This is a genomic window from Rathayibacter sp. AY1F9 (assembly GCF_002932155.1).
Classification (GTDB): Bacteria; Actinomycetota; Actinomycetes; order Actinomycetales; family Microbacteriaceae; genus Rathayibacter.
Genome location: NZ_PSVA01000016.1, coordinates 1 through 21,496, shown reverse-complemented (window position 1 = coordinate 21,496; position 21,496 = coordinate 1). Strand labels below are relative to the sequence as shown.

The window sequence follows — 21,496 nt, the reverse complement described above, 5'->3', positions numbered from 1 at the left end:
GGCGCGCGGACTCTCGGCACACAGATCTCCTGTGGGCTGTGGCGTCACGACACTGGACGCCCGCATTGCTGTTCCTCATAGGTAACACAGTTGGAAGCGCTCTCCGAACCGGCACAGGCGTGCGGCCGATTTCTTCACACGACCGCAACACGCTCACTCCGAGCGCAGCGCCCGCTTCTCGCGCTCGAGCTCGACCAGTCGCACCTGCACCGCGCGCGCCATCACCGGATCGGCGGACGCGCGCTGGAGCGCCCCGCGCAGCTCGGCGATCTCGCGGAGCAGGTCGCGCTCGATGAGTGAGATCGCCACGTCGCGGGAGTAGCGGGCGAGCCCCTCCTCGTCGGCGGCCGGGATCGGCGCCACCGCGAGCTGGCGCACCAGCGAGGCGAAGGGGCCGGGGACGTCGTCGGCGACGTGCTCGACCCAGTCGCGGTCCTCCGCCCGCTCGAGGTTCGCGACCACGGCGTCGCGGACCACGCGGAGGGTCTCGTTGGTGACCGCCGCGTGCGCCGCCCGGGCCAGGAGCTCCGGACCCATCGCCTGGGGCAGCTGGAGCATCGCCATCAGCGCCTCGCGCTCGATGCGCGTGACGACGTCGACGGGGAGGTCGGCGATGCTCGCGCCGAGGGGCGCCTCGGCCGCGGACGATTCGCCGCCGCCCCGCCCGCCCTGCTGGTCGCGGCCCTCGGGTCCGGAGGAGCGGGGCCGGGATCCGGCGGAACGCACGGCGGAGTTGACCTCGGCCATGTCCAGGCCGAGCATCCGGGCGAGCTCGCGGGAGTAGCCGGGCCGCAGCGCCGGGTCGCGGATCTCAGCGACGACCGGGGCGGCCGCGCGCAGGGCCGCGATCCGGCCCTCGACCGTCTCGAGGTCGTAGCGGTCCAGCAGCTGCCTGATAACGAACTCGAACATCGGCTTCTTGTCGTCGATGAGGCGGCGGACGGCGTCGTCTCCGCGGTTCAGGCGGAGGTCGCAGGGGTCCAGGCCCTCGGGCGCGACGGCGACGAAGGTCTGCGCGGCGAAGCGGTGCTCCTCCTGGAACGCGCGCATCGCCGCCTTCTGGCCCGCCGCGTCGGGGTCGAAGGTGAAGACGACCTCGCCGACGCCGCTGTCGTCGCCCAGCACCCGGCGCAGCACCTTGATGTGGTCGACGCCGAAGGAGGTGCCGCAGGTGGCGACCGCGGTGGTGACGCCGGCGAGGTGGCAGGCCATGACGTCCGTGTAGCCCTCGACGACGACCACCCGGTGCCCGCGGGAGATGTCCCGCTTGGCGAGGTCGAGCCCGTAGAGCACCTGGGACTTGTGGTAGACGGGCGTCTCGGGGGTGTTGAGGTACTTGGGGCCCTTGTCCTCCTCGAGGAGGCGGCGGGCGCCGAAGCCGACGGTCTGGCCGGTCACGTCGCGGATCGGCCAGACGAGGCGGCCGCGGAAGCGGTCGTAGACGCCGCCGCGGTTGTTGCTGCTGACCATGCCGGCCGTGGTCAGCTCCTCCTCCGAGAAGCCGCGGCGCTTGAGCGCGGTCGTGAGCCCGTCCCAGCCGTCGGGTGCGAAGCCGACGCCGAAGCGGTCGGCGGCGGCGCGGTCGAAGCCCCGCTCGCCGAGGAAGCGCCGACCGACGTCGGCGCCCGGGGTCGCGAGCTGCTCGCGGAAGTACTCCTCCGCGGCGTCGTTCGCGGCGAGGAGGCGCGCTCGCCCGCCGGTCTCGGGCGCGCGGCCGTCGCCGTCCTCGTACTGCAGCGGGAAGCCGATCCGCCCGGCGAGGCGCTCGACGGTCTCGCTGAACGAGCTGTGGTCCATCTTCATGACGAAGCTGTAGACGTCGCCCGACTCCTGGCAGCCGAAGCAGTGGTAGAAGCCGGCCTGCGGGCGGACGTGGAAGCTGGGGCTGCGCTCGTCGTGGAAGGGGCAGAGGCCCTTCAGCGAGCCGATGCCGGCCGACTTCAGCGTGACGTACTCGCCGATCACGTCGCCGATGTTCACCCGCGCCTTGACCTCCTCGACATCTGACTGTCGGATCCGAGGCATGGGGTCCATCGTATCGGCCGCCGGGGCCGCCGAGCCGGGGTGGGGAGAACTGCACCAGGGCGGCGCGGATCACCCCGAGACCTGTGATCCACCCGCACCCCGAGATCAGGGTCATCCCTGATCCGCACCGGCCCGCCGTCTCCGAGAATCGACCCATGCCCCCTGCCGCCTCCCGCCCGCCTCTCCTGCGTGCTCTGCTCGTCGCCCTGCTCGGCGGTCTCGTCCTGGGCGGGCTCACCAGCCTGCTGCAGGGCTTCCTTCCGCCGTCGGTGAGCTCGTTCGCCAACTCCTCCGGGGGCTGGTCCATGCTCGTGTTCGCGCTCGTGCGCCTCGGCGGCGCCCGACCGGCAGCGGGGGCCGCGCTCGGCCTGCTGAGCTTCTGGGCGCTGCTCGAGGGCTACGACCTGGTGACGGCGGCGCGCGGCTTCGGCTACTCGCCTCCCTTCACGGACGTCTTCTGGCTGCTCGCCGTCCCCGCCGGGCCGATCCTGGGCGCCGCCGCCGCGCTCACTCTCCACGGCTCGAGGACGTGTTGCGTCCTGGCCGTCGCGCCGCTCTCGGGCGTGCTGATCGGCGAGGGCGTCTGGGCGCTGGGCGCGGTCGCCGACACCACGAGTCCGGTGTACTGGTGGCTCCAGATCGTCCTGGGCGCGGGCTTCCTCGTCCTGGCCGTCGTGCGGAGGAGGCCGCGGGCACTCGTCTCGCTCGCGGCGCTCGGCGTCACCGCGGCGGCCGCCGTCGCCTTCTCCGTCGTCTACTCCGCGCTGTGAACCGTTCGAACGGGTCGTCGCGGACCCTCCGCGCACTCGCGGGTTCCGCCCTCCTCCTGGCCCTCGCAGGGTGCACCACCACGGCGGACACCCCGGTCGCGCCGCCGTCGTCCGCCTCCGTGCCGTCGTCGGCCTCCTCCGCCACCCCTCCTCCGATCGACGTCTCCGCCGAGCTGGCCGCGCTCGAGAACGAGTTCGACGCCCGGATCGGCGTCAGCGCCGTCGACACCGGCTCGGGTCGCCGGGTCGATCACCGGGCCGACGAGCGCTTCGGCTTCGCCTCGAGCCTCAAAGCCCTCGCCGCGGCGGAGTTCCTGCGCACCGTCCCCGCCGCCGAGCGGGACGAGGTGGTCACCTGGACCGTCGCCGACGTCGAGGCGGCGGGCTACTCCCCCGTCACGGAGGAGACCACCGCCACCGGCCTGCCGCTGTCGCAGCTCGCCGAGGCGGCCGTCCGCCGGAGCGACAACACAGCGCTGAACCTCGTGCTCCGGCGCCTCGGCGGACCCTCCGCCCTCGACCGTGGACTCGAGGCTCTCGGCGACACCACCACCGAGGTGGTGAACGAGGAGCCCGCGCTGAACACGATCGAGCCCGGCAGCACCGAGGACACCACCACCCCGGCCGCGTTCACGGCGGACCTCGCCGCGGTCGCCACAGGTGACGTGCTGTCCGCGGAGGACCGGGCGCTCCTGCTCGACTGGATGAGCGGCAACGCGACCGGCGACACTCTCGTCCGGGCGGGCGCTCCGGCCGGCTGGAGCGTCGCGGACAAGTCCGGGGGCGCCGGCGGGATCCGCAACGACGTCGCCGTGGTGACGCCTCCCGGGCGGGACGCGGTCGTGCTGTCGATCCTCTCGGCGCGCAACGACACCGAGGCGGACTACGACGACGCGCTGGTCGCCCGCGCCGCGGCCGTCGTGCTGGGAGCCCTGCGGTAGCGTCCGCCCGGCGTCAGCAGTGCCGGTTCACGTAGCCCGGTGCGCCACGGGGGACGACGTCGCGGTCGCGGAGGGTGACCGAGATGCTCTGGCCCTGCGCGGCGCAGGCCTCGAAGTAGGCGGACCGGCCGTTGTCGGTGTACTCGATCTCGTAGACCTGGCGCCCGTAGACGTCCGTGTACGCCGCGCACTCGTCGTAGACCTGGCACTCCTCGACGACGGCGAAGTCGAAGCCGACCGTCCTCTTCCCGGCAGCGGCGAGGTCGGCTCCGTTCTTCTGGCCGATCGCCAGGCCGGAGCGGTGAGCGCGCGCCGTCAGGAGGGTGGCGAACGCCAGCGCCTGCGACTTCGTCAGCCTCCCGCCCGAGCGGGTGTAGCTGTCCAGATTGTCGGCCTCGACGGCGTCGAAGCAGTGCTCGGCGCATCCGTCGATCCAGGCGCCGACGATCGCGAGCAGAGCGGTCCGCTTCGCGGAGGTCGAGACGTCGAAGAGGTACTCGTCCGGCCAGCCCGGATCGGCGAGGGGCTTCCCGTCCGCTCGCCTCACCAGGAGCTCGGGGTGCCGCTTCGCGAAGGCGGCGCTCTCGCCCGGCTGGGTCTGGAAGGCGTTCACGTAGCAGATGCTGTAGCGGCCGGCGGCGGGCGCGTCCGTGCGGTCGCGGTCGACGATGGTGACGCTCGACGCCGGAGCGTAGGCGCCTCCCAGCTGGTAGTCGAGGACGCCGTTCGCGGGAGGGAGCAGCGGAGCCGCCGAGGCCGCGGCGGGCTGGACCAGCAGCAGCCCCGCGACGACCAGGGCGAGGAGGCCGAGACGGGGCCGACGCGGCCTCATCCGGGAGCTCCCGGCGTGCGCCCTGCGGCTCGCACGCCCGTGGCCGCCGGCAGCGCGCCGAGTGCGAGCTCGCCGATGACCGCGATGCGGTCCGCCGGTGCTCCATCGCGAGCCTGCGTCGACATCCCGCTGAGCACGGCGACGACGAAGGCGGCGACGGATCCGGCGTCCGTCTCCGGCGGCACGTCGCCCTCCTCGATCCCGCGCTCGACTCGTGCAGCGACGAGCGCCTCCATCTCGCGGTGACGGGCCTCGAGCCGCGGCTCGCTCAGCACGAAGCAGCCGGCAGGAGTGCCGGGCGCGGAGTACCCCTCCGCACTGACTCGGACGACAGCGGCGACGGCCTCGCGCGCCGTCGGCCGGTGCGAGTACAGCATCGGCTTGCTCATCCCCGACCGTGCCGCGATGCGGTCGACCCGCGCTCCCGCCAGCCCGTGCGCCGCGAACTCCTCCGTCGCCGCCTCGAGGATCCGCTGCCGTGTCCGCTCCGCTCCCACGCCCTCACCGTACCCGCCGCCCCGCGCCCCTCCGCGCCTCGCGGCGCGGTGCCCTCCCCGCCCTCCGAGCCGACCGGCCGACCCGCACACCAGCACATCGCCTCAGACGACGCACCCGGCTCCCTGGAACCCACCACCCCGACAAGCCGACCGCGGTGACGCCTGGCGGTGACCGGCGTGCACCGGCACCGCTGAACGGCCGATCCGCGTCCCAGCGGATCGCCCTAGGCGGACGCACCCCGCATTACGAAACGCACCACCCCGACAAGCCGACCGCGGTGACGCCTGGCGGTGACCGGCGTGCACCGGCACCGCCGAACGGCCGATCCGCGTGCCAGCGGATCGCCCTAGGCGGACGCACCCCGCTCCCTGGAACGCACCACCCCGCGAAGCCGACCGCGCCACGCCGGGCAGGGACCGGCGTGGAATCGAGCACCGCCGACCGCGCCGAGCCGGGCAGAGACCGGCGTGCCACCGGCACCGCCGAACGGCCGATCCGCGTGCCAGCGGATCGCCCTAGGCGGACGCACCCCGCTCCACGAACCGCACCACGTCGCCAAGCCGACCGCGCCACGCCGGGCGAGGACCGGCGTGGGATCGAGCACAGCCGAACGGCCGATCCGCGTAACAGCGGATCGCCCTAGGCGGACGCACCCCGCTCCCTGGAACGCACCACCTCGGCAAGCCGACCGCGGTGACGCCGGGCAGGGACCGGCGGCACAGCTGAGCCGGGCGCCGCCCGGCTCAGCGCATCAGCACAGCCTCTCGAACCAGGCGAGGGCGCTCTGGTCGGTGAGGTTGGCGACCTGGTCGACGACGACGCGGCGGCGGGCGTCGTCGTCGGGGGCGGCGTGCCAGTCCTCGGCGAAGCCGGGCTCGAGGGATCCCGGGCCGCGGTCGAGGAGGGTGTCGGCGAGGCGGGTGAGGACTTCGCGCTGCTGGGCGTAGATGGGCTGGCGGGTGTTCCGCGACATCACGAACGTCGCGACGATCCCCTTGAGCACGGCGATCTCGGCCTGCTGCTCGCGGGGGACGACGACGTGGCCGCCGAAGCGGACGAGGTCGGGGTGCTGGTACGCCTCGCGGGTGGCCTCGGTGGCGGCGGCGGCGAAGCGGCCGATGAGCTGGCTGGTGAGGTTCTTGAGCCGGGCCTGGTCGCGGCGGGAGCCGTCCCAGGAGGAGACCCACACGTCGAGCGAGTCGAGACGGTCGAAGGCGGCGACGAGCTCGTCGTGTCCGACCTCCCCGCCGACCCAGGAGTGCATCGACTGCACGAGGTCCTCGTGGTCGGCGCGGGAGCCGAGTGCTTCGACGTCGATGTAGCCGGAGACCACCGCGTCCTCGAAGTCGTGCACGGAGTAGGCGATGTCGTCCGAGAGGTCCATCACCTCGGCCTCGATGCAGCGCACCCCCTCGGGGGCGCCCTCGCGCATCCAGGCGAACGCGGGGGCGTCGTCGGCGTAGAAGCCGAACTTGGCGCGCCCCGACGGGTCGGCGACCGAGCGCGTGTCGGGCCAGGGGTACTTGCAGCTCGCGTCGATGCTGGCGCGGGTGAGGTTCAGCCCGTAGGGGCGGGCGTCGTCGCCGAACACCTTCGGCTCGAGCCGCGTGAGCAGCCGGAAGGTCTGCGCGTTGCCCTCGAAGCCGCCGATCCCCTCGGCCCAGGTGTTGAGCGCGCGCTCGCCGTTGTGCCCGAACGGCGGATGCCCGATGTCGTGCGCGAGGCAGGCCGTGTCGACGACGTCGGGGTCGAGGTCGAGGCTCGTGGCGAGCTCCCGGCCGATCTGCGCCACCTCGAGCGAGTGGGTCAGGCGGTTGCGCGCGAAGTCGACGCCCGCCGTGGGGCTGAGCACCTGGGTCTTCGCGGCCAGGCGGCGGAGCGCGCTGGAGTGGAAGAGCCGGGCGCGGTCGCGGGCGAAGTCGGAGCGGCGGGTCGAGTGGTCCTCCGGCAGGAATCGCTCGGTGTCGACGAGCGAGTACCCCCAGAGCGCGCGGTCATCCACCGCTGTTGTGGATCTCGGCGGCCGAGACCGCGTCGCGCTGCCCGGCGTCGAGCTCGCGGGACTCGAGCCAGCGGTCCGGGAGGGAGGGGACCTTGGGCGAGCCGGCGCGGCCCCGCTGCCCCTCGGCCGCCTCGCCCGGATAGGGCTGCGTCCAGTCGAGCGTCGCCAGGAGCTCGTCGAGCTGCGCGAGCGACTCGACGGTGGCCAGGCGAGCGCGGAGGTCGCCGCCGACGGCGTAGCCCTTGAAGTACCAGGCGACGTGCTTGCGGATGTCGCGGCAGCCGCGCTCCTCGCTCTCGAAGAAGTCGACGAGCAGCTCCGCGTGGCGGCGGAACGCCTCGGCGACCTGTCCGAGCGAAGGGCGGAACCGCTCGTCGGAGCCGGCGAACGCGGCGGCGAGGTCGCCGAAGAGCCAGGGGCGCCCGAGGCAGCCGCGACCGACGACGACTCCGTCGCAGCCCGTCTCGGCCATCATCCGCAGCGCGTCCTCGGCCGACCAGATGTCGCCGTTGCCCAGCACGGGCACGCTCGTGACCGTCTCCTTGAGCGTGGCGATCGCCGACCAGTCGGCGTGCCCGCTGTAGAACTCGGAGGCGGTGCGCGCGTGCAGCGCGATCGACGCGACCCCGGCGCCCTCGGCGGCACGGGCGGCCTCGAGGTAGGTGAGGTGGTCCGGGTCGATGCCCTTGCGCATCTTGACGGTGAGCGGGACGTCGCCGGCGGCCTTCACGGCGCCCTCGACGATCTGCCGGAACAGCGGGAGCTTCCACGGCAGGGCCGCTCCCCCGCCCTTCCGGGTGACCTTGGGCACGGGGCAGCCGAAGTTGAGGTCGATGTGGTCGGCCCGGTCCTCGGCGACGAGCATGGTGACCGCCTCGGCGACGGTGACCGGGTCCACTCCGTAGAGCTGGATCGAGCGCACCGACTCGCTGGGGTGGTGGCGGATGAGGCGCATCGACTCCGGCGTGCGCTCGACGAGCGCGCGGGAGGTGATCATCTCGCTCACGTAGAGGCCGTTGCCGAACTCGCGGCAGAGGCGGCGGAACGCCGTGTTGGTGATGCCCGCCATGGGGGCGAGCACCACCGGCGCGTCGAGTTCGAGGGGGCCGATCCGGAGCGCCGGCGCGGTGCGCGCGGGCGGGGCGGCCGTGAGAGTGGAGGACATCGGTATCGATTCTCCCAGATCCTGTGTTGGGGAAGGCGGAGTGACGAGCGGAGAGGTGGAGAGATGAACGGGAGCACACCTGTGGAGGACGGTTCGCAGCGGCTGGAGGCGGACGCGTCCGCCCGCGGCCTTGCGGTCGAGATCGTGGAGAGGCCCGCTGCCGGCAGCCTGCACGAGGCGGCCGCGCTGCTGGGCATCGAGCCCGGCGACATCGTGAAGTCGCTCGTAGTGAAGCGCCACGACGGCGGCTACCTGTTCGCCCTCGTCCCCGGCGGGCGGCAGATCGCGTGGCCGAAGCTGCGCGCGGTGGTCGGAGTGAACAAGCTCCGCCTCCCGGACGAGACGGCCGCCCTCGAGGCGACCGGCTACCGGCGCGGCACCATCACCCCGATCGGCTCCACGACGGCCTGGCCGGTCTACGCCGACGAGCGGATCCTCGGCCGCCGCGTGGCGATGGGAGCCGGCGCCGACGGGCGCAGCGCCTTCGTCGACGCGGACGCCCTCGTGGCCGCCTACGGCGCGACCGTGGCCGACATCACCGTGGAGGAGCCTCCGCGCTGATCGGCGGCACCTCGGCCTGCGCTTCCGCGGCCTGAGGCACGGCGCAGACGCCGTCCTCGCACAGCGGCCCGCCGGAGTCGCCGAGCATCTCGAACGGCCCGCTCACGCGACGGCCGCCCGCTGCTCCAGCACGTGCTCGAGGACCTCGGTGAACGCCGCCGGCTCCTGGGCGCCGGAGACGCCGAAGCGCCCGTCGAGGACGAAGAACGGCACCCCCGAGATCCCGTACTCGCGGGCCTGGGCGATGTCGGACTGCACCCGCCCGAGGTAGCGCCGGTCCTCGAGAGCGCGGCGCGTCTCCGCCGGGTCGAGCCCGACCTCGCCGGCGAGCGAGGCGAGCACCTCCGGATCGGCCAGATCGCGGCCCTCGACGAAGTACGCGCTCAGGAGACGCTCGACGAGCTCGAGCTGCAGTCCGTTCTCCTTGGCGTGGTGGAGCGCCTGGTGGGCGGTGACCGTCTTGACGTGGCGCACCGACTCGAAGTGGTAGTCGAGGCCGACGCCCGCCGCGATCGCCGTGACGGAGTCGAGCATCTGCTGCGCCTGCGCCTCCGGGATCCCCTTGTGCTCGGCGAGGAACGCCGCCTCTCCCCCGCGGTAGTCCTCCGGCGTGTCCGGCGAGAGCTCGAAGCTGCGGTACTCCACGACGACCTCCGGAGCCTCGGGGTGCGCGGCGCGGAAGGCCTCGAGACCGCGCTCGAACCGGCGCTTCCCGATGTAGCACCAGGGGCAGGCGATGTCGGACCAGACGTCGACGGACAGGGGGCTCGGCTCGGCACTCACCCCCAGGACAACGGAGGGGGCGCCCCGCTATTCCCGCAGCACGCGGACAAGCTCGTCCACGTCGGACTCGTCGTTCCAGAGGTGGAAGGCGATGCGGAGCCGGCCGCCGCGGCCCGAGACGCGCAGACCCGCGGCCTGCAGCAGCTCCAGGTCCGCTCCCCCCTCGTCCGGCCAGGACACGAGCGCCCGGTGCTGAGGCTCCCGGTCCAGCCGCTCGCACAGCAGGTCGCCGAGGCCGGAGGCGTGCGCCCAGACCGCGTCGAGGTCGAGCGAGCGGAACAGAGCGAGCGACGCCTCGGCGCCGGCGAACGCCTGCCAGGCCGGCGAGACGTCGAAGCGGCGGGCGTTCTCGGCCAGGTGCATGGCCGGACCGTAGCAGGACGACCACACGTCCTCCCCCGAGTACCAGCCCGCCTGCACGGGGACGAGCTCGGCCGCGTAGGCGGGCGAGACGGTGAGGAACGCCACTCCGCGCGGCGAGCACAGCCACTTGTAGGCGTGGGTGAGGGTCGCGTCGAAGCGGGAGGCGTCGACCGGCAGGACGCCGGCCGCCTGCGTGAGGTCGCACGCGGTCCGCACTCCGTGGCGCGCGGCCGCCTCGAGGACGGCGTCGAGATCGGCGAGCGCTCCGCTGCTGGACTGCACGGCGGAGAAGACGACGAGGTCGTCCCCGTCCTCGACGGAGTCGGCCAGCGCCTCGAGCGCGACGGAGCGCACGGTCACTCCGCGGTGCGCCTGGGCGAGGAAGGGGAACACGATGGAGGAGAAGTCGCCGTCCACGCAGAGCACGCGGGCCCCGTCGGGCAGCGAGGCGGCGAGCACGGCAGCCATGGCGGAGGTCTGCGAGCCGATCGCGACACGGTCGACCGGGACGCCGGCGATCGCGGCGAACGAGGCACGCGCGCGCTCGGCGACAGCGCCGTAGGCGGCGGCCGTGCTCTCCCCGGACGACCAGCCGTCGAGGTCCGCCCGCAGCGCCTCGACGGTCTCCCGCGGCGGCAGGCCGAGGGTGCAGGCGTTGTGGTAGCCGCGGGCACCGGCGAAGCGCGCGCGCAGGTCGGCGGAGTTCGGCAGTGCGGTGCTCACCTCTCGAGGATGACGCTCGGGAGCCGGATCGCCAAGACCGGGGAGCGACCGGGCGCGTCGGCGGCGGGCCCGGTCAGCGGGCGGCGAGAGCGTGCGCCTGCTCGAGCACGGCGACGACCTCGCGGGCCTCGCGCACGTCGACCGGCGAGGGAGCGCCCTCCTGGAGCGACCGCGCGACCTGCTCGAGGAACGCGGCGTAGCGTCCCCGCTCGCTCGGCACGGCATGCGCGCCGGAGTCGTCGACGAGGACGCCCCATCCCTCCGGCGCGACCTCGCCGAAGCCGTCGTCGTCCGGTCGGGCGCCGCCGGTGCGGAGCGCGGTCTCCTGCGGATCGAGACCGTCGACGCTGAAGGCGGCGCGGGTGCCGAGCACGCGGAAGCGGGGGCCTGTCGCCCGGGCGACGCGGCTCATGGTGAGGTGGGAGCGGACGCCGCTGTGATGCAGGAGCGAGACGAACGCATCGTCCTCGCTCGCCGAGCCCTCGTGGATGGTCCGGGTCTCGGCCGCCGTGACGACCGCCGGGCCGAACAGCAGCAGCGCCTGGTCGACCAGGTGGCTGCCGAGATCGAAGAGGATCCCGCCGCCCGCGGCCGAGCCCGTCTCGCTCTGCCACCGGCCCGTCTTCGGCGCGCTCCAGCGCTCGAAGGTCGACTCGAAGCGGAGGACCTCGCCGAGGACGCCTTCGACCAGGAGGCGGCGGAGCGTGAGCAGATCGGCGTCCCAGCGCCGGTTCTGGAAGACGAAGACGGGCGCACCGCTCCGCTCGGAGGCGGCGATGATCGCGTCCGCGTCGGCCGTGCTCGGTGCGAAGGGCTTGTCGATCACGACGGCGACACCGGCCTCGAGCACCCGGACGGCCTGCTCCCGGTGCACCGACGGCGGCGAGGCGAGCACGACCAGCTCCGGCCGCTCGGCGAGCACCGCGTCGAGGTCGGGCACGATCCGGGCCTCCGGATGCGCGGCGGAGGCCGCGGCCCTCCGACCGGCGTCGCGGGTGGAGACGGCGACGACCTCGAACGCCGGGTCGGCCGCGAGGAACGGACCGTGGAAGACGCTGCCGGCGAGCCCGAAGCCGACGATCCCGGCCCGGATCACGAGGTGGCCCCCGGCACGTCGACCGCGCCGCCGAAGCGGCGGGAGCGGCCGGAGTAGTGCTCGATCGCGTCCCAGAGGTCGGTCCGCGTGAAGTCCGGCCAGAGCCGGTCGAGGAACACCATCTCGGCGTAGGCGCTCTGCCAGAGCAGGAAGTTGCTGGTGCGCTGCTCGCCGGAGGAGCGCACGAAGAGGTCGACGTCCGGCATCTCGGGCACGTAGAGCGCCCGGGCGATCGTCTTCTCGGAGATGCCGGAGGGCTTGAGCCGCCCTGCCTGGACCTCGGCGGCGAGCCGCTGCACCGCGTCGGCGATCTCGGTGCGCCCGCCGTAGTTGACGCACATGGTGAGGGTGAGCACGTCGTTGTCCGCGGTCATCCGCTCGGCGAACTGCAGCTCGTTGATCACCGACGCCCACAGGCGCGGCTTCCGGCCGGCCCAGCGGATGCGCACGCCCCACTCGTTGAGCTGATCGCGGCGGCGGTGCAGCACGTCGCGGTTGAAGCCCATCAGGAAGCGCACCTCCTCGGGCGAGCGCTTCCAGTTCTCGGTCGAGAACGCGTAGACGCTGAGGTGCTTCACGCCGATCTGGATCGCTCCGGCCACGACGTCCAGCAGCGCCGTCTCGCCGCGCTTGTGCCCCTCGATCCGCGTCAGGCCGCGGGAGTTCGCCCAGCGGCCGTTGCCGTCCATCACGATGGCGACGTGCCCCGGAACGGCCTTCCGCGGGATCGCGGGCGGATGGATCCCGGTCCAGTCGAGGGGGCGGTACGGCTCGGCGTCCTTGTGGGTGAAGGGCTTCATCGGGTGACGTGCTCCAGGGATCTCAGACCGCGTTCGAGGTGGAACTGCGTGTAGGCGGCGACCACTCCGCTCGCCCGCGACCGCGTGGTCGGCTCGGTGGTCTCGGCGTGGGCCCAGTCTCCCGTGAGCAGCGCACCCAGCAGGACCACGACCTCCGGAGCGACCCGCGGTGCTCCGGGCGGCGTGCAGTCGGCGCAGACGACGCCTCCGAGCTGCACCACGACCGCGCCGTGGGGCCCGGGGGCGCCGCAGCGCGCGCAGTCCTCGAAGCTGGGCGCCCAGCCCGCGATCGAGAGCGCCCGCAGGAGGTAGGAGTCGAGCGTCAGCACCGGCTCGTGCTCGTGCTTCGAGAGCGATCGCAGGGCCCCGACGAGCAGCAGGTACTGCTGCAGGGAGGCGTCCGCGTCGGTGAGGCGGTCCGCCGTCTCGACCATCGCGCTCGCGGCCGTGTAGCTGTCGTAGTCGGCGGCGATCAGCGCACCGTAGGCGCCGAGCGACTCGGCCTGCGTGACGATGTCGAGGCTCCGGCCCTCGTAGAGCTGGAGGTCGGCGACCATGAACGGCTCGAGCCGCGAGCCGAACTTGGAGCCGGTCTTGCGCACGCCCTTCGCCACCGCGCGGATCTTGCCGTGGCTGCGCGAGAGCAGCGTCACGATGCGGTCGGCCTCGCCCAGCTTGTGCGTGCGGAGCACCACGGCTTCGTCGCGATAGGTGGGCATCCACCGATTATCCCCCCGACCCCCGACACCCGGCTGGCAGCCCGGCCGGAGCAGGGCCCGCGCCGTGGAACGATGTCCGGGTGGCAGCCTCCCTCTTCGAGATCCCGGCCTGGGCCGACCTGCTCGCGATCGCCATCGGCTGCCTCCAGGGCGCGATGTTCGCGGGCGAGTTCCGCGACCGCCGGATCGACCTGCTCGGCGTCACGATCATCGGCACGGCCACCGGCCTCGGCGGCGGCGTGCTCCGCGATCTGCTGCTCCAGACGCCCCTGGTGGCCCTGCACACCGACGCGTACCTGATCGTCGCGGTGACCGCCTCCCTGCTCGGGATGCTGCTCCAGCACCTGCTGAACCGGGTCGACGGGACGATCACCGCCCTCGACGCGCTGACCCTCGGGCTCTTCGGCGCGATCGGCACCACGAAGGCCCTGTCGCTCGGCGTGCCGGAGGTGCCGGCCGTGTTCGTCGGCACCGTCTCGGCCGTCGGCGGATCCGTCGTCCGCGACATCCTGCTGAACCGGCCGATCGCGCTGATGCACGTCGGCTCGCTCTACGCGGTCGCCGCCTCGGTGGGCACGGGCGTCCTGGTCCTCGCGCTGCGCTTCGGAGTGACGATCGACTTCGCCGCGCCGCTCGCGGTGGGCGTGACCACGGTCATCCGCCTGCTCGCGGTCCGCTACGGCTGGAGCCTGCCCGAGCAGCGCGCGCTCAGCGGGGTGCCGCGCCTGCGCTGGCGCCGCCGGACCTAGCGGCGGCCGACCCGGACGCAGGGAGCGGAGTCCCGCGCGGTCCGCGCACGGGAACGCCGGGGGAGGCGCGACGCGTCACGGCTCCCCCGGCGGGGATCGGGCCCGATCAGGCGGAGGCGCCGGCCAGCTCGCGGACCGGGACCTCCTCGCGCAGGGCGCGGTTGACGGCCGAGACGATGGCCTTGAGGGAGGCGGTCGAGATGTCGGCGTCCACGCCCACGCCCCACAGGGTGCGGCCGTTCACCGTGCACTCGACGTACGAGGCGGCCAGCGCGTCGCCGCCGGCGCTGAGCGCGTGCTCGACGTAGTCGAGGACCCGGACCTCGACGCCCTGCTGCTCCAGCACGGCCTCGAAGGCGTTGATCGGGCCGTTGCCCCGCGAGCTGGCCGAGACGCGCTCGTCGCCCACCCGGAGGACCGCGTCCAGCGCGATGCTGCCGCCCAGATCGCTCGACGTGTTCGTGCGCAGCAGCTCGAAGCGGCCCCACTTCTCGTCGGCGCGCTCGGCGGGCGCGGGCAGGTACTCGTCCTGGAACACCGTCCAGATCTGCTCGCTCGTGACCTCGCCGCCCTCGGCGTCGGTCTTGGCCTGCACGACGCCCGAGAACTCGATCTGCAGCCGGCGCGGCAGGTCGAGCGCGTGGTCCGTCTTCAGCAGGTACGCGACTCCGCCCTTGCCGGACTGCGAGTTGACGCGGATGACCGCCTCGTAGGAGCGGCCCAGGTCCTTCGGGTCCACCGGCAGGTAGGGCACGGCCCAGGTGAGCTCGTCGACGCTGCGGCCGGTCCGCTCGGCCTCGGCCTGCATCGCCTCGAAGCCCTTCTTGATGGCGTCCTGGTGCGAGCCGCTGAAGGCGGTGAAGACCAGGTCGCCCGCCCAGGGGCTGCGCTCGGGCACGGGCAGCTGGTTGCAGTACTCGGCGGTGCGCTTGATGCCGTCCATGTCGCTGAAGTCGATCTGCGGGTCGATCCCCTGAGTGAACAGGTTCACGCCCAACGCGACCAGATCGACGTTGCCGGTACGCTCGCCGTTGCCGAAGAGGCAGCCCTCGATCCGGTCGGCACCGGCCAGGTAGCCCAGCTCGGCCGCCGCCACGGCCGTGCCGCGGTCGTTGTGGGGGTGCAGCGACAGCACGATGTTCTCGCGCTGCGCGAGGTTGCGGCTCATCCACTCGATCGAGTCGGCGTAGACGTTCGGGGTGGCCATCTCGACGGTGGCGGGCAGGTTCAGGATGACCTTGCGCTCGGGAGTCGGCTCGAAGACCTCGACGACCCGGTCGCAGATCTCGCGGGCGAAGTCGAGCTCGGTGCCGGTGTAGCTCTCGGGCGAGTACTCGTAGTAGACGGCCGTGCCGGGGACGGTCGACTCCATCTCGCGGCACTTGCGGGCGCCGGCCAGCGCGATGTCGATGATGCCCTGGCGGTCCTTGCGGAACACGACCTCGCGCTGCAGCACGCTCGTGGAGTTGTAGAGGTGCACGATCGCCTGGCGCGCGCCGCGGATCGACTCGTAGGTGCGCTCGATCAGGTGGTCGCGGGCCTGGGTCAGCACCTGGATGGTGACGTCCTCGGGGATCGCGCCCTCCTCGATGAGGCTGCGCACGAAGTCGAAGTCGGTCTGGCTCGCGCTCGGGAACCCGACCTCGATCTCCTTGTAGCCCATCCGGACCAGCAGATCGAACATGATGCGCTTGCGCTCGGGGCTCATCGGGTCGATGAGCGCCTGGTTGCCGTCGCGGAGGTCCACGGCGCACCAGCGGGGCGCGGTCGTGATGCGCTTCGACGGCCAGGTGCGGTCGGGCAGGTCCACGGCGATCAGCTCGTGGAAGGGACGGTACTTGCCGATCGGCATGGGCGACGGCTTCTGGTTGTTCAGCATGAGGTGCTCTCCCGGCGCAGTGGTGCGCACGTGTCTGTTCTCGCTCGTGACCGATCCCGCTCGCGTGCGGATCCGCTGGTGGGCGGTGCCGGTCGGGCGGTCTCGCGGGGATCCGGATGCGGATCGACCTCGCGGGCGAGGGATGGTTCAGCCGACGACGGACTCCGCGACGAGGATGGCCTGAGGATCAGATCTCGTCGCGGCGGAGAAGGAGGAGCTGTCCGAAGCGCACCCGGTCAGGGTAGCACCGCCCCCGCGGCGCGTCACCCCGGCGTCCCGCGCTAGGAGACCAGGCCGTTCTCGTAGGCGTAGACCACCAGCTGCACGCGGTCGCGCAGGCCGAGCTTGCCGAGGGTGCGGCTGATGTGCGTCTTCACCGTCGCCTCGCTCAGGAACTCGGCCCGCGCGATCTCGGTGTTGCTCATCCCCCGCGCGGCCAGGTGGAAGATCTCGCGCTCGCGGTCGGTGAGGGTCGCGAAGGCGGGCGGGGTCTCGCGTCCGCTGCCCGCCGCCCCGAAGTGCTCGAAGAGCTCGCGGGTCGCGGAGGCGGCGACCACGGCGGTCCCCGCGTGCACGGTGCGGACGGAGGCGAGGAGGAAGCCGGGCTCCGTGTCCTTCAGGAGGAAGCCGCTCGCGCCCGCCCGGATGGCGCGCGCGGCCGCCTCGTCGAGGTCGAAGGTCGTCAGCACGAGGATGCGCGGAGGCTGGACCCGCCGCTCCTGCGCGTCCGCGAGGATCCGCCGGGTCGACTCGATCCCGTCGACGCCCGGCATCCGGATGTCCATCAGCACGACGTCGGGGGCCAGCCGCGCGACCAGCTCCGCGCCCTCCGCTCCGTCGGAGGCCTCGCCGACCACCTCGAAATCGGGCTGCGAGCCGAGCAGCATGCGGATGCCGGCGCGGAAAAGGGCCTGGTCATCGACGAGGACGAGGCGGATGGTGTCGGTCATGCGGGGCTGCCTCCGGAGGCGAGGGGTGGGGCGGTGCGGGCGAGGGACGGGGAGGAGGGCAGGCGCGCGTCGACGACGAAGTCGTCCCCGACCGGGCCGGCGGCGAGCACTCCCCCGACGAGCGCGGCGCGCTCGCGCATGCCGACCAGGCCGTGGCCCTCGCCCGGCAGGGAGTCGCGCTCGACGTCGGCGCACCGGGCGTTGCGCACGGTCAGGGCGAGCTCGCCGCCGTCCTGGCGCAGGGCGATGTCGAGCGGCGAGCCCGGGCGGCCGTGGCGGAGAGCGTTCGTGGTCGCCTCCTGGGCGATGCGGTACAGGGCCAGACCGACGGCGCGCGGCACCGCCTCCAGGTCGACGGAGAGCTCGGCGCGGACGGGGGCTCCGGCTCCGCCCACGCTGTCGAGGAGGGCCGGCAGGTCGCGCGCGCCGGGCTGCGGGCCGTCGCTCTGCGAGTGCCGCAGCTGGGCGAGGAGCACGCGCACGTCGCCGAGGGCGTCCCGGGCGACGGAGGAGATGGTGAGCAGCGCGGTGTCGGTCTGCTCGGGGCTGGTGGCGCCGAGGTAGCGCGCGCCGTCGGCCTGCGCGATCACGACGGCGAGGGAGTGGGCGACGACGTCGTGCATGTCGCGGGCGATCCGGTTGCGCTCCTCCACGGTGTCGAGCTCGCGCTGCGCCCGGGCGCGCTCCTGCTCGGCCTGCGCGCGCAGGGTCTGGCCCTCACGCGCCCGGCGGACCGACCGGGAGAGCAGTCCGATGGTCCAGGAGAGGCCGAGCGTCGCGAGGATCCCGCCGAAGGTGGCTCCGGCCGACAGGAGGCCGTCGTAGGCGCTCGCGACGAGGTCGAAGACGAGGACGAGGTAGACGACGGCGACCACAGCGCCGAGGACGGCCGACACCGCGCCCGCGATCCGCACCCGCCGCGACTCCGACGCGCCGGCGCCGAAGAGGACGGCCAGGATGGCCAGATCCGCGGGTCCGGGAGCGAGGCTCGCGCTCATCTGCAGGGCGGCGCCGGCCCAGGCGATCGAGAGGGCGAGGACCGGGGACCGCCGGTGCAGCACCAGCGCGACCGCGAGCACGCCCGCGACCAGCAGCTGCATCGCGCCGTCCACCCCGGCGAACGGGAGGCCGGCGACGAGGAGGAGCACCAGCGCCTGACCACCGGCGACCCCCACCGCGAAGGGGTCCTGCGGACCGGCGACCCGGGTCAGCAGCGCGTCGATCCGATCGCCCGCGAGGACCGGCGCCCGCAGCGCGTTGAGGTACACGAGGACCTTCGCCGCACCGAGCACGGAGGCGACCGCGAGGGCGACCAGGGCGAGGACCACGAACTCCACGCGCGCCGGGAGCCCGGACGGATCGAGCGGGCCGGAGAGGCCGAGCGCGACGGTGACGCCGCCGATCCCGGCGAGGATCAGGCCGCCCGCGAGCGCCAGGGCACGGGTCCAGGGGCCCACCCGGCGGGTCGTCTGCCAGAGGACGACCAGGCCGACGAGCACCCCGTCGACGGGGACGCCGCCGAGCAGGACGCCTCCGTCGGCGAGCGCGCCGACCGCGACGAGCGAGGGGGCGAGCGCGGGCAGGAATCCCGCGACCGCGAGGGCCAGCGCGAGCACGAGGCCGCCGGCGATCCGCTCGGTCGGAGTGACCCCGGTGAGCCCGAGCAGCAGGTGGAGGGCGGCGAGCAGCGCCCCGGCGATCGGCAGGGCCGCCGGTCGGTCGAGGAGGGCGCGCATGAGGATCACGCTACGGGTCCGCGCGCCCGGGGGCGTCGTCCTGGAGGGTGACCGCCGTCGTCCTCCGGCGTCAGAAGCCCAGGCGCCCCAGCAGCTTCGGGTCGCGCTGCCACTCCTTGGCGACCTTCACCCGGATGGAGAGGAACACGCGGCGGCCCAGCAGGCGCTCGATCTGCTCGCGGGAGACGGCTCCCACCTCGCGCAGGCGCTGGCCGCCCTTGCCGATGATGATGCCCTTCTGGCTGTCGCGCTCCACGAAGACGTTGGCGTAGATGTCGATCAGCGAGCCGTCCTCGCGCTCGACCATGTCATCGAGCGTCACGGCGAGGGAGTGCGGCAGCTCGTCCGACACGCCCTCGAGGGCGGCCTCGCGGATGAACTCGGCGATCCGCGAGGACAGGTCCTCGTCGGTCACCGCCTCCTCCGGGTAGAGGGCGGGCGAGACCGGCATCAGGCGCAGGAGCTCGACGGACAGGACGTCCAGCTGCTCCTCGGTCACGGCCGAGATCGGCACGATCGTGTCCCACTCGCGCAGCTCCGAGACGGCGAGCAGCTGCTTCGCCACGGACTTCTTCGAGGAGAGGTCGACCTTCGAGACGATCGCGACCTTCCGAGCGCGCGGGAAGGAGTCGAGCTGCTCGTTGATGAAGCGGTCTCCCGGGCCGATCGGCTCGTCCGCGGGGAACAGCATCCCGATGACGTCGACGTCGCCGAGGGTCGAGGTGACGAGCGAGTTCAGCCGCTCTCCGAGGAGCGTGCGCGGCCGGTGGATGCCGGGGGTGTCGACGACGATCAGCTGGCCGTCGGTGCGGTGCACCACGCCGCGGATAGCGCGCCGCGTGGTCTGGGGCTTCGAGCTCGTGATGGCGATCTTCTCACCGACGAGGGCGTTCGTGAGCGTCGACTTGCCCACGTTCGGGCGGCCGACGAAGGACACGAAGCCCGCCCGGTAGGGTGCGGCGGCGGGAGTGGTGTCGGTCATCGTGCGTCCTCGTGCTGATCGCCCGTGGCTCCGCGGGTGGGAGCCGTGCTCGGGCTGGGGGTGGTGGTGCCGCCGTCCGCGATGATCGCGACGGGGCCGGTGCCGGGCTCGCCGGCGGTGTCCAGATCGGGATCGCGGCGGACGATCACCGTGGAGATGGTCCCACGGCGCGGGTCCGCCTGCTCGGCCTCGAGCAGCACTCCGCCGATCCGCGCCGTCGCGCCGCGCTCGGGGAGGCGCCCGTAGGCCTTGGTCAGCAGTCCGCCGACCGAGTCGACGTCGTCGTCCTCGAGGTCGAGCTCGAACAGCTCGCCGAGCTCGTCCACCGGCAGGCGCGCCGAGACGCGGTAGACCCCGGGCGCCGTCTCCTCGAAGAGGTCGACCTCGCGGTCGTACTCGTCGGAGATGTCGCCGACGAGCTCCTCGATGAGGTCCTCCAGCGTCACCAGGCCCGCGATGCCGCCGTACTCGTCGACCACCATCGCGAGGTGGTTGGACTCGAGCTGCATCTGGCGGAGCAGCTCGTCGGCCTTCTTCGACTCGGGCACGAACAGCGCGGGGCGCGCGAGATCGGCGACCGTGTCGTCGTCGTCCGGCCGCTCGTAGGTGTGCCGGGCCACGTCGCGCAGGTAGAGCACGCCGAGGACGTCGTCGACGCCGTCGCCGATGACGGGGAGCCGGGAGATGCCGCGGCTCAGCAGGAGCCCCATGCCGGCGCCGACGGAGGAGGTCGCCTCGATCGTCACCATGTCGGTGCGGGGCACCATCACCTCGCGGACGAAGGTGTCGTTGAACTCGAAGATCGAGTGGATCAGCTCGCGGTCGTCCTGCTCGAGCACGTCCTGCTCGGTCGCCTCGTCGACCATGCTGAGCAGCTGCTCCTCGGAGGAGAACCCCGCCGAGCGCCCGGTCCCCGGCGTCACCCGGTTGCCGAGGGCCACGAGCCCGTGCGCGACCGGGCCCAGCGCGAGCCGGAGCACGTGCACGAGCGAGGCGCTGGTGGACAGGACCGCGCGGGCGTTCGCGCGCCCGACGCTGCGGGGGCTGGAGCCGACCAGGACGAACGAGACCGCCGCCATGATCAGGACCGCCAGCAGGAGCGCGAGCCAGAGCTGCGGGACCTCGACGACCAGCACCGTGGTGACGAACACCGCGGCCGTCGTCTCGGCCGCGATCCGCGAGAAGTTGACGACGTTGACGTGGGCGCTCATGTCGCCCGCGATCGCGCGGAGAGCGCGGGCGCTGCGGGAGTGCTGGGCCATGTCGAGCAGGTCGCTGCGCGAGAGGACGCCGAGTGCGGCGTCGGTCGCGGCGAACCAGCCGCCGACGGCGACGAGCGCGAGGGCGGCGATGAGGAGCTGGAGAGTGGGCACTGCGCGCTCTAGCGGCGTCGCTCGCTGATGTGGAAGCCGACCAGGATGTCGCGCTGGATGCCGAACATCTCGCGCTCCTCCTCCGGCTCGGCGTGATCGAAGCCGAGCAGGTGCAGGAGCCCGTGGGCGGTCAGCAGCTGCAGCTCGTCGAGCACGGAGTGGCCGGCCGACTCGGCCTGGGACTGCGCGACCTGCGGGCAGAGCACGATGTCACCGAGGAGCCCCGCGGGGGTCTGCTCGTCCTCGGTCCCGGGACGCAGCTCGTCCATCGGGAAGCTGAGCACGTCGGTCGGTCCCGGCTCGTCCATCCACTGCACGTGCAGCTGCTCCATCGCGCCCTCGTCGACCAGCACGATCGCGAGCTCGGCGTCGGGGTGCACGTGGAGCGAGTCGAGCGCGTAGCCGGCGAGGCGCAGCAGGGCGGCCTCGTCGACGGGGACGCTCGACTCGTTGTTGATCTCGATGCTCACGGGGGCGGGCTCGTTCGTCCTGGTCGGCTCCAGCCCCCGCAGCGTCGGGCGCGCGAACGCCCGCGCGGTCCTGTCCACC

General features: G+C 73.2%; 20 protein-coding genes. 4 read left to right on the top strand and 16 right to left on the bottom strand.

What is annotated here, in order from left to right; translation table 11 throughout:
* Nucleotides 1-153: 153 nt before the first annotated feature.
* Nucleotides 154-2,025 carry a DNA primase gene (gene dnaG / locus C5C37_RS11130; protein ID WP_104338951.1) on the bottom strand — a complete coding sequence of 624 codons (1,872 nt, stop codon included), beginning with the start codon at nucleotides 2,023-2,025 and terminating at the stop codon, nucleotides 154-156.
* 155 nt (nucleotides 2,026-2,180) lie between these two features.
* Between dnaG and C5C37_RS11125 the strand changes: the two genes are divergently transcribed.
* Together C5C37_RS11125 and bla are read left to right on the top strand one after the other, a co-directional pair.
* Nucleotides 2,181-2,795: a DUF6518 family protein gene (locus tag C5C37_RS11125; protein ID WP_104338950.1), complete on the top strand. Its 615-nt coding sequence runs from the start codon at nucleotides 2,181-2,183 to the stop codon at nucleotides 2,793-2,795.
* A complete protein-coding gene (bla, locus tag C5C37_RS11120; RefSeq protein ID WP_104338949.1) occupies nucleotides 2,792-3,736 on the top strand; it encodes a class A beta-lactamase in 945 nt (314 codons plus the stop codon). Before C5C37_RS11125 ends, bla begins: the two co-directional genes overlap by 4 nt.
* A 13-nt stretch (nucleotides 3,737-3,749) precedes the next feature.
* On the opposite strand, the gene C5C37_RS11115 is transcribed toward bla, so the two are convergent.
* The 4 genes from C5C37_RS11115 to dusB form a co-directional block, all read right to left on the bottom strand.
* Nucleotides 3,750-4,568 (bottom strand): endo alpha-1,4 polygalactosaminidase, encoded by an 819-nt coding sequence (locus C5C37_RS11115; protein WP_104338948.1) that lies wholly within the window; start codon nucleotides 4,566-4,568, stop codon nucleotides 3,750-3,752.
* The gene (locus C5C37_RS17915) at nucleotides 4,565-5,065 is read right to left on the bottom strand and encodes a TetR family transcriptional regulator (protein ID WP_181027184.1); all 501 of its coding nucleotides are present in this window, start codon (nucleotides 5,063-5,065) and stop codon (nucleotides 4,565-4,567) included. The genes C5C37_RS11115 and C5C37_RS17915 overlap by 4 nt, the downstream gene beginning before the upstream one ends.
* Nucleotides 5,066-5,817: 752 nt before the next feature.
* On the bottom strand, nucleotides 5,818-7,068 hold the full coding sequence (locus C5C37_RS11105; protein ID WP_104260976.1) for a deoxyguanosinetriphosphate triphosphohydrolase: 1,251 nt from the start codon (nucleotides 7,066-7,068) through the stop codon (nucleotides 5,818-5,820).
* Nucleotides 7,061-8,233 carry a tRNA dihydrouridine synthase DusB gene (gene dusB, locus C5C37_RS11100; RefSeq protein WP_104223437.1) on the bottom strand — a complete coding sequence of 391 codons (1,173 nt, stop codon included), beginning with the start codon at nucleotides 8,231-8,233 and terminating at the stop codon, nucleotides 7,061-7,063. Before dusB ends, C5C37_RS11105 begins: the two co-directional genes overlap by 8 nt.
* 63 nt (nucleotides 8,234-8,296) lie before the next feature.
* On the opposite strand from dusB, the gene C5C37_RS11095 reads away from it, so the two are divergent.
* Nucleotides 8,297-8,794, top strand: a complete 498-nt coding sequence (locus C5C37_RS11095) for an aminoacyl-tRNA deacylase (protein ID WP_104223436.1) — start codon at nucleotides 8,297-8,299, stop codon at nucleotides 8,792-8,794.
* Nucleotides 8,795-8,896: 102 nt separating this feature from the next.
* Here C5C37_RS11095 and C5C37_RS11090 read toward each other — a convergent pair whose 3' ends face one another.
* The 5 genes from C5C37_RS11090 to recO form a co-directional block, all read right to left on the bottom strand.
* Nucleotides 8,897-9,577 carry a DsbA family protein gene (locus tag C5C37_RS11090; protein ID WP_104226692.1) on the bottom strand — a complete coding sequence of 227 codons (681 nt, stop codon included), beginning with the start codon at nucleotides 9,575-9,577 and terminating at the stop codon, nucleotides 8,897-8,899.
* 27 nt (nucleotides 9,578-9,604) lie between these two features.
* Nucleotides 9,605-10,663 (bottom strand): aminotransferase class V-fold PLP-dependent enzyme, encoded by a 1,059-nt coding sequence (locus C5C37_RS11085; protein ID WP_104283503.1) that lies wholly within the window; start codon nucleotides 10,661-10,663, stop codon nucleotides 9,605-9,607.
* A gap of 73 nt (nucleotides 10,664-10,736) precedes the next feature.
* Nucleotides 10,737-11,759 carry a Gfo/Idh/MocA family oxidoreductase gene (locus tag C5C37_RS11080; RefSeq protein WP_104338946.1) on the bottom strand — a complete coding sequence of 341 codons (1,023 nt, stop codon included), beginning with the start codon at nucleotides 11,757-11,759 and terminating at the stop codon, nucleotides 10,737-10,739.
* Nucleotides 11,756-12,559, bottom strand: coding sequence for an isoprenyl transferase (locus tag C5C37_RS11075; RefSeq protein WP_104338945.1), 804 nt, complete (start codon nucleotides 12,557-12,559; stop codon nucleotides 11,756-11,758). Before C5C37_RS11075 ends, C5C37_RS11080 begins: the two co-directional genes overlap by 4 nt.
* Nucleotides 12,556-13,278 (bottom strand): DNA repair protein RecO, encoded by a 723-nt coding sequence (recO, locus tag C5C37_RS11070; protein WP_104223431.1) that lies wholly within the window; start codon nucleotides 13,276-13,278, stop codon nucleotides 12,556-12,558. The genes C5C37_RS11075 and recO overlap by 4 nt, the downstream gene beginning before the upstream one ends.
* A gap of 80 nt (nucleotides 13,279-13,358) precedes the next feature.
* On the opposite strand from recO, the gene C5C37_RS11065 reads away from it, so the two are divergent.
* Nucleotides 13,359-14,027, top strand: a complete 669-nt coding sequence (locus C5C37_RS11065; protein ID WP_104223430.1) for a trimeric intracellular cation channel family protein — start codon at nucleotides 13,359-13,361, stop codon at nucleotides 14,025-14,027.
* 106 nt (nucleotides 14,028-14,133) lie between these two features.
* On the opposite strand, the gene leuA is transcribed toward C5C37_RS11065, so the two are convergent.
* The 6 genes from leuA to ybeY form a co-directional block, all read right to left on the bottom strand.
* Nucleotides 14,134-15,906: a 2-isopropylmalate synthase gene (leuA, locus tag C5C37_RS11060; RefSeq protein WP_104238221.1), complete on the bottom strand. Its 1,773-nt coding sequence runs from the start codon at nucleotides 15,904-15,906 to the stop codon at nucleotides 14,134-14,136.
* Between the two features lie 281 nt (nucleotides 15,907-16,187).
* On the bottom strand, nucleotides 16,188-16,856 hold the full coding sequence (locus C5C37_RS11055) for a response regulator transcription factor (protein ID WP_104338944.1): 669 nt from the start codon (nucleotides 16,854-16,856) through the stop codon (nucleotides 16,188-16,190).
* Nucleotides 16,853-18,592 (bottom strand): sensor histidine kinase, encoded by a 1,740-nt coding sequence (locus C5C37_RS11050; RefSeq protein WP_146085218.1) that lies wholly within the window; start codon nucleotides 18,590-18,592, stop codon nucleotides 16,853-16,855. The genes C5C37_RS11055 and C5C37_RS11050 overlap by 4 nt, the downstream gene beginning before the upstream one ends.
* A gap of 70 nt (nucleotides 18,593-18,662) precedes the next feature.
* Nucleotides 18,663-19,574, bottom strand: a complete 912-nt coding sequence (gene era, locus C5C37_RS11045) for a GTPase Era (RefSeq protein ID WP_104338942.1) — start codon at nucleotides 19,572-19,574, stop codon at nucleotides 18,663-18,665.
* Nucleotides 19,571-20,947, bottom strand: coding sequence for a hemolysin family protein (locus tag C5C37_RS11040; RefSeq protein WP_104223425.1), 1,377 nt, complete (start codon nucleotides 20,945-20,947; stop codon nucleotides 19,571-19,573). The genes era and C5C37_RS11040 overlap by 4 nt, the downstream gene beginning before the upstream one ends.
* Before the next feature lie 8 nt (nucleotides 20,948-20,955).
* On the bottom strand, nucleotides 20,956-21,417 hold the full coding sequence (gene ybeY, locus C5C37_RS11035) for an rRNA maturation RNase YbeY (RefSeq protein WP_104223424.1): 462 nt from the start codon (nucleotides 21,415-21,417) through the stop codon (nucleotides 20,956-20,958).
* Nucleotides 21,418-21,496 lie beyond the last annotated feature (79 nt).

Excerpts from the sequence above, each read along its gene's own strand:
- dnaG (WP_104338951.1), bottom strand. The coding sequence starts at position 2,025 with ATGCCTCGGATCCGACAGTCAGATGTCGAGGAGGTCAAGGCGCGGGTG.
- C5C37_RS11125 (WP_104338950.1), top strand. The coding sequence starts at position 2,181 with ATGCCCCCTGCCGCCTCCCGCCCGCCTCTCCTGCGTGCTCTGCTCGTC.
- C5C37_RS11115 (WP_104338948.1), bottom strand. The coding sequence starts at position 4,568 with ATGAGGCCGCGTCGGCCCCGTCTCGGCCTCCTCGCCCTGGTCGTCGCG.
- dusB (WP_104223437.1), bottom strand. The coding sequence starts at position 8,233 with ATGTCCTCCACTCTCACGGCCGCCCCGCCCGCGCGCACCGCGCCGGCG.
- C5C37_RS11095 (WP_104223436.1), top strand. The coding sequence starts at position 8,297 with ATGAACGGGAGCACACCTGTGGAGGACGGTTCGCAGCGGCTGGAGGCG.
- C5C37_RS11075 (WP_104338945.1), bottom strand. The coding sequence starts at position 12,559 with ATGAAGCCCTTCACCCACAAGGACGCCGAGCCGTACCGCCCCCTCGAC.
- recO (WP_104223431.1), bottom strand. The coding sequence starts at position 13,278 with ATGCCCACCTATCGCGACGAAGCCGTGGTGCTCCGCACGCACAAGCTG.
- leuA (WP_104238221.1), bottom strand. The coding sequence starts at position 15,906 with ATGCTGAACAACCAGAAGCCGTCGCCCATGCCGATCGGCAAGTACCGT.
- C5C37_RS11055 (WP_104338944.1), bottom strand. The coding sequence starts at position 16,856 with ATGACCGACACCATCCGCCTCGTCCTCGTCGATGACCAGGCCCTTTTC.
- C5C37_RS11050 (WP_146085218.1), bottom strand. The coding sequence starts at position 18,592 with ATGCGCGCCCTCCTCGACCGACCGGCGGCCCTGCCGATCGCCGGGGCG.
- era (WP_104338942.1), bottom strand. The coding sequence starts at position 19,574 with ATGACCGACACCACTCCCGCCGCCGCACCCTACCGGGCGGGCTTCGTG.